The sequence below is a fragment of the Sedimentibacter sp. zth1 genome (assembly GCF_017352195.1).
Taxonomy (GTDB): domain Bacteria; phylum Bacillota; class Clostridia; order Tissierellales; family Sedimentibacteraceae; genus UBA1535.
Genome location: NZ_CP071445.1, coordinates 2,501,970 through 2,515,171 on the forward strand (window position 1 = coordinate 2,501,970; position 13,202 = coordinate 2,515,171).

General features: G+C 28.9%; 10 protein-coding genes and 1 riboswitch. Of the genes, 4 read left to right on the forward strand and 6 right to left on the reverse strand.

All coding sequences use genetic code 11. The annotated features are described in order from the left end of the window. Window positions 1-41: 41 nt before the first annotated feature. Window positions 42-1,535 (forward strand): S-layer homology domain-containing protein, encoded by a 1,494-nt coding sequence (locus JYG23_RS11955; RefSeq protein WP_207235899.1) that lies wholly within the window; start codon window positions 42-44, stop codon window positions 1,533-1,535. 69 nt (window positions 1,536-1,604) lie between these two features. Here the strand turns inward: JYG23_RS11955 and JYG23_RS11960 are convergent, their stop codons facing one another. The 3 genes from JYG23_RS11960 to JYG23_RS11970 all read right to left on the reverse strand — a co-directional run bounded on the left by JYG23_RS11960 (window position 1,605) and on the right by JYG23_RS11970 (window position 6,731). Beyond that, window positions 1,605-3,248 carry a GGDEF domain-containing protein gene (locus JYG23_RS11960; RefSeq protein ID WP_207235900.1) on the reverse strand — a complete coding sequence of 548 codons (1,644 nt, stop codon included), beginning with the start codon at window positions 3,246-3,248 and terminating at the stop codon, window positions 1,605-1,607. Between the two features lie 137 nt (window positions 3,249-3,385). Beyond that, window positions 3,386-6,010, reverse strand: a complete 2,625-nt coding sequence (locus JYG23_RS11965; protein WP_207235901.1) for a phosphodiester glycosidase family protein — start codon at window positions 6,008-6,010, stop codon at window positions 3,386-3,388. 10 nt (window positions 6,011-6,020) lie between these two features. Next, complete coding sequence (locus JYG23_RS11970; RefSeq protein WP_207235902.1) at window positions 6,021-6,731, reverse strand: ATP-binding protein; 711 nt, start codon at window positions 6,729-6,731, stop codon at window positions 6,021-6,023. Window positions 6,732-7,031: 300 nt separating this feature from the next. Then, window positions 7,032-7,126, forward strand: a riboswitch (SAM riboswitch). A gap of 117 nt (window positions 7,127-7,243) precedes the next feature. Between JYG23_RS11970 and metK the strand changes: the two genes are divergently transcribed. After that, window positions 7,244-8,422 carry a methionine adenosyltransferase gene (gene metK, locus JYG23_RS11975; protein WP_207235903.1) on the forward strand — a complete coding sequence of 393 codons (1,179 nt, stop codon included), beginning with the start codon at window positions 7,244-7,246 and terminating at the stop codon, window positions 8,420-8,422. A gap of 252 nt (window positions 8,423-8,674) precedes the next feature. Beyond that, window positions 8,675-9,037, forward strand: a complete 363-nt coding sequence (locus JYG23_RS11980; protein ID WP_207235904.1) for a hypothetical protein — start codon at window positions 8,675-8,677, stop codon at window positions 9,035-9,037. A 46-nt stretch (window positions 9,038-9,083) separates the two neighbouring features. Here the strand turns inward: JYG23_RS11980 and JYG23_RS11985 are convergent, their stop codons facing one another. Both JYG23_RS11985 and JYG23_RS11990 read right to left on the reverse strand, forming a co-directional pair. Then, on the reverse strand, window positions 9,084-9,944 hold the full coding sequence (locus JYG23_RS11985) for a DegV family protein (protein ID WP_207235905.1): 861 nt from the start codon (window positions 9,942-9,944) through the stop codon (window positions 9,084-9,086). A gap of 203 nt (window positions 9,945-10,147) precedes the next feature. Then, on the reverse strand, window positions 10,148-11,338 hold the full coding sequence (locus tag JYG23_RS11990; protein WP_207235906.1) for a coenzyme F420-0:L-glutamate ligase: 1,191 nt from the start codon (window positions 11,336-11,338) through the stop codon (window positions 10,148-10,150). A gap of 112 nt (window positions 11,339-11,450) precedes the next feature. On the opposite strand from JYG23_RS11990, the gene JYG23_RS11995 reads away from it, so the two are divergent. Continuing rightward, window positions 11,451-12,320 carry a LysR family transcriptional regulator gene (locus JYG23_RS11995; protein ID WP_207235907.1) on the forward strand — a complete coding sequence of 290 codons (870 nt, stop codon included), beginning with the start codon at window positions 11,451-11,453 and terminating at the stop codon, window positions 12,318-12,320. A gap of 17 nt (window positions 12,321-12,337) precedes the next feature. On the opposite strand, the gene JYG23_RS12000 is transcribed toward JYG23_RS11995, so the two are convergent. Then, window positions 12,338-13,144 (reverse strand): carbon-nitrogen hydrolase family protein, encoded by an 807-nt coding sequence (locus JYG23_RS12000; protein ID WP_207238021.1) that lies wholly within the window; start codon window positions 13,142-13,144, stop codon window positions 12,338-12,340. Window positions 13,145-13,202 lie beyond the last annotated feature (58 nt).

Below are 13,202 nucleotides of genomic sequence, written 5' to 3' on the forward strand. Positions count from 1 at the left end.
TTTGCAACCAGCGTCAAATAAAAGAAAGGTAGGTTATAAGTATGAATATATTTACAACCCATGCCAAAAAGGTAGTTACATTAACATTAATTTTTATGATGTTGTTTACAACATTAGGGTATGGCAATGACTATGAATATAATGAGGAAGAAATAGAGGCTTTAATAGACAAGGTTTGTTTAGAAAGAGGTGTACCATCTGTATTTGTTAAAGCAATTGCCACTTTAGAATCAGGAATGCAACAGTTTAACAAGGATGGAACACCAAAAATATCTTCAAGAAACAACATTGGACTCATGCAAGTAGGCAATTACAAGAATATGTTTGATGCAGAAAAATTAAAATACGATATTGAATATAACATAAATGCTGGTATCGATGTTCTTCTTATTAAGTGGAACGCAAGTGTTTTAAATAAAAGTGTATCAAGTATAGGCAATATGGATCCAAACGTGTTGGAAAATTGGTATTTTGCTTTGTGGGCTTACAATGGATGGATTTCAAGAAATAATCCAAATTATAATTCAAAAGCGTATCAAAATAGAATATACAAAATATGTGATGAAGAGTATGAACAACCTATAAATAATATTGAACTTTCATGTTTACCTTCATATGGGAATCCAAGTAGAGGGTTAAATATTGAAACTCCATCTCAAGTTAGTTATGCCAACACTTTTCAGTTTGAAAAAGATGATATCATTGTTATAAATAGTATAATAGACGATAAATATTTGTGTGATGAGCCAGACGGACAATATCTTTTAAGCGTTAGTAGTGGACAGATAGCAAAAGTAACAGAAGGTCCGATACTTCAAGACGGAAACTATTGGTACAAAATTCTCATTAATGATAATACAAGTGGTTGGATAGAAAGAAATTGGATTAAAAAAATAGGTGATGCCGATTACGGGATTTATCCGTTTGAAGATATTATATATCATTGGTCAGCAGAACCAGTGATGAAACTTTTTAACAAAGGGATAATAAATGGAAAACTTGATAATAAGTTTCATCCTGATGAGAATTTGTCTAGAGAAGAATTTTGCGTTTTATTAACAAAAGTTTTACAATTAGAAAGTTCGAATTTTGTACAAGATGATTTGAGATTTGAAGATAAAGATAGTATTTGTGCTTGGGCAGCTCCAAGCATAGTTGCTTTAGATAAGGAAAAAATATTAAATCTTTATGCTGACAAAATGAATGCTGAACTAGACATAACTCGTGGAGAAATAACTTATATCATAGCAAAACATCTAATCAATTTAGAAAAAATAAAATTTGACTTAGATTATGATGATATGGATGAAGAAAGAGAGTTTAATATTAGCGAAGCCTTTAATTTGGAAGAAATAGAATTGTCTTTTAAGGATATAGAAAATCTAGAGCAGTGGCAAGTAGATAATATTAAAATTTTGTATAGCAATGGTTTAATTAGCGGGGCTACAGAAAATGAATTTGAATATTCCGGAAAAGTAAGTAGAGGTGCAACTGCATCAGTAATGTCAAAATTATTTGATTTATTAAATAATTAAAAAAAGGCTCTTTGTCAGTCGAATGTGCGAGATAATAAAATCTTGTTTTGGCGTGGCAAAGGGCTATTTTTATTGCGATTTTTGTTTAGATTTAAATAAATACATTTTTCTATCTGCTCTATTAAATGTATTATACAAATTTTTATCTAGGTAACTGTCATAAAATGCGCATCCGTATGCTACACTAGGACGTATAGTCATGAATCTTTCTTTATCAAAGTTATCATATAATTTATTAATTAAAGTATCTGCTTCTTGGAGACTTGTCTCTATTAAAATAACAACAAATTCGTCGCCACCTATTCTAAATATATGTTCTGGTTTTTCAAAAGTAGTCATAATACAATTAGCACATAGTTGAATGTATTTATCACCGAAACTGTGCCCATAATGGTCATTTATTGATTTTAATCTATTCAAATCAAATACAAAAACAGCTGTTTTACTAGGTCCTAGTTGTATTTTAGATAAATTATTTAGAGCTTTTTCAAACGCATAACGATTTTTAAAGTTTGTAAGATTATCCGTAAATGCTATGGATTTTAATGTATTGTTATGTTGTATTATTGTATTTACATTCGTAAATTTTGATAAAAATGTAGTAAAATAGGAGAAAAAACAATACAATATGACATAAAGTATAAAGTATTTATATAATAAGGATACCTTAACATTTATATTGCAATTAATAATGCTTGTAAAATACAAAATTAATAAAGAAATAAATAAAAATAACGGTATAATAATAAATTTATTACCATTTTTATATTCTTTGTAAAATATAGATAAAGATATTAAAAAATCAATTATTAATATAATTCTGTAAAAACTCAAAAAAGAAGGTAGAGGTAAAATTCTAGTAATCATACTAAGCAATGCTACAACATTAAAAATTGCGTTACCTACAATTGAATATAAAATAAACTTTTTTTGAATTTTAACAAGATCATAAAATATAAGTAAAATTAAAAGTGGCATAAGATATAAAGCCATATGTTTTATGTTAGAGACTGTTTGTGGATTGAAAAATACACTCATTATTATTTGATTGAAGCATAAATAAATACCTAGTATTATGGTGAAAAAACTAAAAAACTTTATAAAACGACTTGAATTTTGCTTATTCATAGTATATATAAAAAGATAAATTTCAATAAGGCCAATAACAATAAAAACGATTCCCATAATTAGATTGCTTATAGATAAACATAATAATTTTGGTACAACAGTATTAGTATTACATAAATAAATATTTTCTATGTTATTTGCATATGTTGAAAAAGGTGAAGACAAGGATATTTTTAAGTAGCTACCTTTATATTTTTTATTTAAAGGCACAATGTGTAGTGATATACCTGGATTTTTTGAAAAAGTATCTGATTTATAAATTACGCTATCATTTATAGATACTGTTAAATACTGATGATTACTTTTTATGATAAGGACCGGATTTGCAATACTTTCATCATATTTTCTTTTTAAGTTAATTGTAGTGTTAGCCTTTATTTTTTTTATATCAGATAAATTTTTAGCATAGGCATAGCTTTTATTATCATTAAGACTATATGACCAATTTGAGTTTAAAATCACTGAATTATCATTCATATATGGATGAGAAAATACATGAATTATATAAGTAATAAAAATTATTGTTAAAATAAGTCCGACAATAAAGTATTTAAGCAATTTATTTGATTCTTTGCTTTTACTCATTTGATTTCCTCACTAAATTTAATTTATAAATTAATAATATCATAAAAAAGTGTATAATACAACATTATAATACATAAATGTATAAATAATACATAAAAACCCCTTGAATTAATCAAGGGGTAAGAAATAAGTTTTTGCTAATTTTTATAGTATGTTTCATCACTTGTAAGATATAATTCAAAAGTATCATCATACTGAATATATCTAATACCACTGTTTATAATTGAGTGTTCATTAGAGTCTTTCCATACAATAAAAACTTTATTATTAATTGATGTTTCTTCAATTATATTGTTGATAGCAGTACGCTCTCTAATATCGACAATACTATTAATGTTTTTATTTAATGATAAAACAATATTTTTACCATTGTAGTTTGAAAGTGATTTCAAACTATCCCATAATGAAACATTTTTATAACCAATAGTTCCATTTGTTATATCGACATTAAGGTAAATAGGATTTTCTATTGTTAGATTATCCACATTTTCAAGGGTAATAGCACCGTTTTTAATCGTAAGTTTTTGTTCATATGATTTCATGCTATCAACATTAAATTTATCAGTAAATACCGATTCTTTTCTAAGCTTTAAGTTTTTATCATTAGGTTTATATAATGCTCTTAAACTATCTATATAAATTTCGCCGCAATCTTTTCTAGTTTCATTTATTTCAGCTATATATACATTCTTAACTGTTACAGGATAGGATATATCTGCTGGAAGCTTTGCAGTTACATATTTCCAACCTTCCCAATCGATTTCTTCCGCGAAATCAATTTTATGAGTATTGCCCTTTGAATCCTGTACTCTTGTTCTTAACCAGTGTTTGCTATTGTCACCATATACCCACATGCCAAGTGCTAATGGTTTATCTTTTATAACTAATCCATCTGAGTTATTGTCAAAGTTTACAAATGCAATACTTTGGTCTGTCATATTGGTAAAGTCATAAGAAAGCTTTACAGAACCATACATTTCTTTATAAAAATGGCTAGATGCTTCTATTCCACCATTAGATTTAATAGGATATGTTGAAAATGTTAAGTCATTTGTATTTTCAAAGCTAAATATTGTGTTAGCTTTGTAGCCAACTTTTACAATTATATTACTAATAGCATCACCACAAATTGCTGTTATTGCACCTGTATTAGTCGTATCATTTGCAGTAAATACTCCATTTTCAATTTTACCAACTGCATTCCGTATATAGAAATCAATACTATTAGGAGATATATAGGCTGAGTTCCCATCTTTATCAACACCTAAAATATTATTTAGCAGGTATGTTTCACCACTATTAAGCATGATAGAATTATCTTCGAAGCTTAAGGTAACAGGCTTATCTAAAACATTAATTTCAGCAGTAGACACTAAATCGCCAACACGTGCTGTTATTGTAGCTACTCCAGGATTAGATGGTATAAATTTATTATCAACTATTTTACCTTGAGAACTGTCAACACTGTACTCTACTTTTTGATTTTCTAAACTAACTTCAGAGTAGTATTTATTAAAAGCTTTTAGGTCTAGTGAAACTTCTGTATTGTTAAATATTTTATCATGTTCTAAAACAAGCTCTATACTAGCAGTAATATTATCATTTGGCGCAATGCTGAAAATACCCAAACCTGATGCAATTGATCGTTCTCTGCCATCAGAAGGGAAATTGACAACCTCTATATTTCCATTTTTTAAAAAATCGATACCCATAGTTGTAGAACCGCCACCATCTAGATTTATAACATTATAAGCACCTAAACTTACCATTATTGATGCTAATTCAGTTTGAGTAATACCTATATAATTTTTATTTCTACCATCAATTGTTACAAACATTATTTCTGTATTATCCTTGTTAAATCCTACTGCTGTTCTTGGATGACTTCCTAATACGCCATTATGTATATCGTTTAGTTTACCGTCTTTTACAAGGTAGTTAACACCACCAACTGCCCAGTTCATTTTATTCAAGTCAAAATCAAAGCTAAATGTTAATTCAACCTGTTCACCAACTTTAAAGGTGTTTTTTATAAGGTCTTTTTGATTGGATGCGCAAGATATAACATAACCGCCTTTGGGTATTGTAGTTGGGGGAAGATTTTCCCTAATGTCTATTACTTTATTATCTTTTATTACTACTTCAACAATATTTTTAATAGTATTTCCAGGAGTTTTAGCACCATAATATTCATTAAGCAAAACAGCATTATATTTGATAGATGCACCTTTATTAATAAGTGGTGTGTAAATTGCTTTGCCTTCAGAATTCTTTACGTAAACTGTTGGATTCCAAACTGAAACATCTATTGTCCCATCCTTAAAAAAAGAAAGTGTAGGATATTTTTCAGATGATGGATATGGTGAACTGATAATTTCTCCATTATTGATAATTGGCCCATATGATTGGGTAATATTATCCATTATAAAAAAATCACCATTAATGCCTGCGATGGCATTTAAATTTGACATTATTGATGAAAGTGGAGCTTTAATAGAAGTTCCATTTGTATTGTACAAGGGACCAGTTTTAGTATTTTCATCAGTTAAATCAGCTCTAACTACGTTTATATTCATCCATCCATTAGTCGTAAGTTTTTTTATGCTTTCATGAGTTACACCACTTGATAATTTAGTAACCTCCGTTAAATCATATAGTGAAGTCAAGCTTGATGCAAAAACATTTTGGCTAAGTGCGAATGTACATAATAATGCAGTAGCTATAATTTTTTTTATTATTAATTTATATTTAATTCTAATCACTCCTTCTAATTTACCACCATAGGCAGAAATTATCTTTATTTTTTATTGCTTTTAACAATCTATCTCTGCCCATTGGAACAGTTTTGTATATTTCGTTAAGTAGCTGTTTAACCTCTTCACGTTTAGTGTTCTTATCCATGGGACATGGACTTTTTATAACAGGAATATTATGTTTTTCGATAGCATTTGTTATCTGCTGTTCTTTAACATAAATAAGAGGTCTAATACTATAAATATTTTTTCTAGTCAAATGAGTTACTGGTTTAAACGTGTTAACTCTACCTTCATACAACATACTTAAAAACATTGTTTCTATTGCATCATCAGCATGATGACCCAGTGCGATTTTATTATATCCAAGGTTATTTACTTCATCGTGCAATGCACCACGTCTCATTTTAGCACATAAGGCACAAGGATTTGATTCCTTTCTAATATCAAAAACAATTTTAGCTATTTCAGTTTCAATTACTTTATAAGGAACATCAATTTCTTCACAAAATCCTCTAACAGGTGTAACATCAAAATTTTCAAATCCCATTGATAATGTAACAGCAGTTAGTTCATACTTAACTGGACTAAATCTCCTATATAGGCTAAGTGCATAAAGTAATGCCATGCTATCCTTGCCACCAGAAATACCTACAACTATTTTATCTCCTTCTTGTATCATATCAAAATCTTTTATTGCCTTTCTCATTGCGCCTAGTATTTGTTTCATAAATTCTCCTAAATAATTAATATATATAATGATACACCATTTTGAGAAAATAAACATTACATTTACATAACATTTTAATATTTTAATATTTTAATATTTTACAATTTCTAAAATAAAAAACATTTATAGTTAATTAGACGAAAAATACATAAATTTGTTCAAAATATACTAATGTTTTTTTATGTTTAATAGTTTTGATTAGTGAACATATTATTAGTATAGTTTAATAAATTATACTAATTATTTTATAAAAAATGAATATTGACATTAAGTGAAAATCATGATACCATTACGTTGTAAACCTTATCAAGAGTGGTGGAGGGAATAGGCCCTTAGAAACCCGGCAGCCTGTTAAATCAAGGTGCTAAATCCTACGTAATTACGAAAGATGAGGAGAAATTATAACAAGACTACGTTATCTTTCTCATCATGAGGAAGATTTTTTTTGCTTTTAAAAAAATCGACTAATAATTAAGGTTATTATAAAAATACTAATGAAAATGGAGGAAAAAATGAAAAAATGGTTATTTACTTCTGAGTCAGTAACAGAAGGACATCCTGATAAGATGTGCGACCAAATCTCAGATGGTATTTTAGATGAAATATTGAGAAATGATCCAAATGGAAGAGTTGCTTGTGAAACAACAACAACAACAGGGTTGGTGCTAGTGACAGGCGAAATTTCAACAAATTGTTATATAGATATACCTAAAACAGTTAGAAAAATTGTTGAAGAAATAGGCTATACTAACGCAGAGTATGGATTTGACTGTAAAACTTGTGCTGTAATATCTGCTATAGATGAACAATCGACAGATATTGCTATGGGAGTTGATGCAGCAGTAGAATTCAAAGAAAATATGAATGATGAAAATGACTTGATTGGTGCTGGAGATCAAGGATTGATGTTTGGCTTTGCATGTAATGAAACTGATGAATATATGCCTATGCCAATATATTTAGCACATAAGTTATCAAGAAGATTAACAGAGGTAAGAAAAAATGGTGCATTAGATTACCTTAGACCTGATGGTAAAACACAAGTAACAATTGAGTACCTTGGAAATAAACCTGTTAGAGTGGATACGATAGTTATATCAACTCAACATAGTGCGGATGTAGAAACGTCTAAAATAAGAGAAGACTTAATTAAATATGTTATTAATGAAATAGTACCACAAGAATTACTAGATGAAAATACTAAATACTATATTAATCCAACAGGAAGATTTGTAATAGGTGGGCCACAAGGAGATTCAGGATTAACAGGAAGAAAAATTATAGTTGATACTTATGGTGGGTATGCAAGACATGGTGGTGGAGCATTCTCTGGAAAAGATTCAACAAAGGTTGACCGTTCAGCAGCATATGCAGCAAGACATATAGCTAAAAATATTGTCGCAGCAGGACTTGCTGATAAATGTGAAGTTCAATTAGCATATGCTATTGGTGTAGCTAAACCTGTTTCGATTATGGTTGATACATTTAATACTAATAAAATAGCAGAAGAAATAATTGAAGAGGCTGTTAGTAAAAACTTTGATTTAAGACCATCTGCAATAATTAATAGTTTAGATTTAAGAAGACCAATTTACAAACAAGTTGCTGCATATGGACACTTTGGTAGAAATGATTTAGACTTACCATGGGAAAAATTGGACAAAGTAGAAGCTTTGAAAAAATATTTATAATAATAATAAATGCTCTAATTAATAATTAGGGCATTTTTTTTACTAAGAAGTTTTACTATTAGTATTAAAAACTCTAATTTGTGTAAAAACTTTTTAACACCATAAAAGTATAAGTGTAGAGTGCATTATTGGTGTTTTAACATTCTATCAAAAAAGTATATATAGTATTTGAAAGAATAAAAAAATCAAAATAGGCAAGCATATATATATTCTAGTTTAAATAAAATATACAAAAAATAAGGAAGTGAAAATATGTATCTTGTCACATATGAAAATGATACTAAAATCGATAAAGTAAGAGATATTCAGAGTTTATACGAAATATGCAGAAATATGAATGTTGAAGCATTAGACGAATTAGAAGAAAATTATACTGAAGATATTGAAGATATGCAAACAAATAGAATAAAAGAATTATTAAACGTGTTTACTGAAGGTATTTGTGTTTATAAAATTAAAAACGTAATAAAAAGTGTAGAAGAATGTAAAATTGACGAAGAAGAAAAAGCTGCTATTTTAGAGGTTCTAAGGGATAATGACATAGTTCGATTTAATATTGATGTTTTTTATAATTTATCTGACATTTTAATTGATACTGAAGAAGAAATATTTTAAAAAAGTTGCTACGCAACTCCTAGTATAAAAAAAATTCAAAAAGTTATTATTCAATAACTTTTTGAATTCCTATACCTATAAGACCAGGTCCTGTATGAACACCAAGTGCAGGACTTACTGTTCCTTTTAAAAGCGTTCCAAAACTTTTTAACGTGTTTTTTACAGATATTTCAAGAGTGTTTATTTCCTCTAAAGCATTTCCATGTACTAATGCAATGTTATATTTAGAAAATTTATCTGCAAATTTACGTGCAAATGATAAAGTCTTATTTATTGATTGTTTTCTTCCGATACATTTATTTAGACTGTAGTATACCCCGTCTTCATTACATGATATTATAGGTTTTACATCTAGCAGTGAACCTATCACACCACTTACAAGACCAATTCTTCCACCTTTTTTTAAATATTCCAAAGTTTTTAAGCAGAAGAATACTTTTGTGTTTTTTATATTATTTAATAATTTGTTTTTTATTTCTTCAAAGCTATTTTCTTTTTCAACAAGTTCAGCTGCACTAATAGCTGAAAAACCCGCACCTATACCAATATTCTTTGTATCTAAAACAAAAGTATTTAAAGTAGTAAATCGACTTGCGATAAGTCTTATAGCATTACCTGTTCCACTAAGTCTACTTGACATTGTAACAACAATAACTTTTTTGTAACCTTCATTTTCGATTTTTTGAAAAGTTTTTTCTATTAAGTCTAAGCAAGGTAGTGAAGTTTTTGGAATTTCTTCATTTAATCGTTTGTATACCTCTTCATTTGATATGTCTATGCCATCTCTATAAGAGTTATTTTTAAAATTAATTAAAATTGGTAGTACAAACATGTTGTATCTTTCAATATATTTTCTTGGTACATCAGTACAAGAATCAATAACTATAGCTATACTATTATTATTCATAATGCCTCCTAAAACATAAAACTACTATAGGTAGTTAATGTAACTATGTTAAAGCATATTTGTTGTTTTGTCAAGCAATTGTATATTATTATTATAGAAATTTTATCTCTATATAAAAAAAATGTAAAAATAAGACTAACATATAGCAATGCTATACATTAGTCTTATTTTTATTTTCGCCAATTATTTAATTTTTATATAAATTAATTTGTAAAATTGTCAAAGTATCCTTGAACAAGTACAACTGGTGTTCCTTTATCGCCAGAACCACTAGTTAAGTCACATAATGAACCGATTAAATCAGTTAAACGTCTTGGAGTAGTTCCTTGTGAAGCCATGTTACCAACTAAGTTTTCTTTTTTAGCTTTTATACTGTTAGAAATAGCTTGCTTTAATTCTTCGCCCTTTAAATCTTTAAAATCATTATCTGCTAAATATTTAAGCTTTAGCTCGTTAGGAGTGCCTTCTAAGCCTTCAGTATATGCAGGAGATACGCATGGATCAGCAAGTTCCCATATTTTTCCTTGTGGGTCTTTGAATGCACCATCTCCATAAACCATTACTTCTATGTGTTTATCAGTTTTATTTAATATTTGTCTTTGAATATCTTCTACAAAATCTTGACATTCACGTGGAAATAGCTTTATTGTATTTTCAGTCGACTTGTTAGAGCCAAGTAAACCGTAGGCTTTATTGAAACCACTTCCATCGACACTTTCATTCAATATATCATCAAGTCCTAAAACTATTTTTGCTCCGTTAGCTTTTAATATTCGTTTTGTACGTGCACGAGTATGAATATCACAAGTTACAATTTTATCTGCATAGTTAACAATTGTCTTAGCTTGATTTGCAAAAATTATTTCAACATCAGCACCAGCATCTCTAATTATATCGCCGTAGTACTGAACGTAATCAACTCCTGTAAATTGATGTTTATTCTCACCAAATAATTCTCTGTATCTTTCAAGTGTTAAAACATCACTGTATGGATTGATACCAGCTTTGTCCAAATTATCTAAGGTAACTAGCTCATTTCCAACTTCGTCACTTGGATAGCTCAACATCAAAACAACTTTTTTAGCTCCCATCGCAATTCCTTTTAAACATATTGCAAAACGATTACGAGAAAGAATTGGGAAAATTACTCCTATAGTTTCTCCGCCTAGTTTGTTTTTAATATCCTTAGCTATTGCTTCAACTGTTGCGTAATTACCTTGTGAACGTGCAACTATTGATTCTGTAACTGCAACAACGTCTCTATTCCTTAACTCAAATCCTTCTGAAATTTTTGCATCAAGAACACTGTTGACAACTATATCAGCTAAATTATCTCCTTGTCTAATTATTGGACAACGAACGCCTCTTGAAATTGTTCCGACTTTTCTTTCCATATTTATCACCCTTCTAGATTAATTATTTGACATAACTTATATATTTATTATAATATGAATATAATTATAAGTAAAATTAAATAAAATGTAAAATGGTATAAGGAGAGCTTATATGAATATTAAATTAGGTCAGTATAGAATTTTTAATGAAGCGGCGAGCACACTTTCATTTTCAAAGGCAGCATCCAACCTATATATATCACAGTCAGCTGTTTCACAATCAATAAGTGCAATTGAAAAAGAGCTTGAAACAACACTTTTTATAAGGCAGTCAAAAAGTGTAAGCTTAACAAGAGAAGGCGAGATGCTCTATAAACATATTAATCAGGCATTAAATTTGATAACGAATGCAGAAAATGAAATAATAAACTATTGTGATTTGAAAAAAGGAGAGCTTGTGATAGGAGCATCGGATACTCTATGCCAATATTTTTTGCCTCCGTTTTTAGTGAAATATCATCAAAGATATCCTAATATAAAAATGAAGGTGCTAAATAGAACGAGCTTTCAGACGATCGAACTTTTGAAATCGGGACAGATAGATATAGGTTTTTTAAATCTTCCAATAATGGATGAGTCACTTCATATAGCTCAGTGCATGAAGGTGCATGATATTTTTGTTTCCTCTAAGAGAGATGATAGAGTATATAAAACTAAAGAAATTGCTGAGATGCCACTTATTTTATTAGAAAAAAACTCAAATTCAAGAACGTTTGTAGATAATCATTTTGCAAAAAGTGGTTTGCTTCTTGATGCCAATGTTGAACTTGGTGCACATGAATTGTTAATAAAGATGGCTCAGCTCGATTTTGGAGTGTCATGTGTCATTAAAGAATTTTCTAAAGATTATCTTGAAAAAGGTTTAGTATACGAGTTAAAGATTGAAGACCCTATACCAGAAAGAAGTATTGGGTATTCATACTTAAAAAGGAGAACACTACCTGCACCAACATTGAAATTTTTGGAATTATTAAAGGAATAAAATGGGAATATATTAATTTACAATTTATATATTTTAGGTTTTCTGTGTTTAAGTAAAGGTAACTCATTTCTAACTTTGTCAATAAAACCTAAATCAATTTCAACAACTGCAGATTGTTCTTTTTCATCTAATCTATGCACGATATTTCCCCATGGAGAGGCAATAATAGAGTTGCCATAAGAAATATAGCTTGAGTTTATGTCTCTCGCAGGGGCTACTCCTACTGTAAAAACTTGATTATCTGCAGCACGTTGCCTGAATAAAAGTTCCCAGTGTGCAGGGCCTGTTGTCATGTTAAAAGCAGCAGGAACAATAATTATACGCGCACCGTCTAATACCATATTTCTTGAAAGCTCCGGAAATCTTATGTCATAGCAAATACAAACACCAATTTTACAAAACTCTGTTTCAAATACGGTGCTTGAATCTCCTGCTGTTAGTGTGTCAGATTCTTTAAAATGCTGACCACCCTCCACATCAATGTCAAATAGATGTGCTTTTCTGTGTTTACTAATAAGATGTCCTTGTCTGTCAAATATAAATGATGTGTTATATATTTTTTCTCCTTCTTTTTCAGGTATAGATCCTGCAACTAAATAAACATTATTATTTTTAGCAGAATTAGACATTGCATTATATGTAAATCCATTTATAGATTCAGCATATTTTTTAAAATAATAGTTTTTATAAGGACAGTTGAACATTTCAGGAAGTATAATTATATCTGCACCCTGCAATGCTAAAGAGTTGATGCTTTTTATAGCATTATTGACGTTCAGTTTTTTATCTTCGTATATATTGGATTGAATTATTCCTAATTTTATTTTAAGTACCTCTTTCTAAAATATTTTATATAATTATTATACACATACAATTAATGTG

Excerpts from the sequence above, each read along its gene's own strand:
- JYG23_RS11955 (WP_207235899.1), top strand. The coding sequence starts at position 42 with ATGAATATATTTACAACCCATGCCAAAAAGGTAGTTACATTAACATTA.
- JYG23_RS11960 (WP_207235900.1), bottom strand. The coding sequence starts at position 3,248 with ATGAGTAAAAGCAAAGAATCAAATAAATTGCTTAAATACTTTATTGTC.
- JYG23_RS11970 (WP_207235902.1), bottom strand. The coding sequence starts at position 6,731 with ATGAAACAAATACTAGGCGCAATGAGAAAGGCAATAAAAGATTTTGAT.
- metK (WP_207235903.1), top strand. The coding sequence starts at position 7,244 with ATGAAAAAATGGTTATTTACTTCTGAGTCAGTAACAGAAGGACATCCT.
- JYG23_RS11980 (WP_207235904.1), top strand. The coding sequence starts at position 8,675 with ATGTATCTTGTCACATATGAAAATGATACTAAAATCGATAAAGTAAGA.
- JYG23_RS11985 (WP_207235905.1), bottom strand. The coding sequence starts at position 9,944 with ATGAATAATAATAGTATAGCTATAGTTATTGATTCTTGTACTGATGTA.
- JYG23_RS11990 (WP_207235906.1), bottom strand. The coding sequence starts at position 11,338 with ATGGAAAGAAAAGTCGGAACAATTTCAAGAGGCGTTCGTTGTCCAATA.
- JYG23_RS11995 (WP_207235907.1), top strand. The coding sequence starts at position 11,451 with ATGAATATTAAATTAGGTCAGTATAGAATTTTTAATGAAGCGGCGAGC.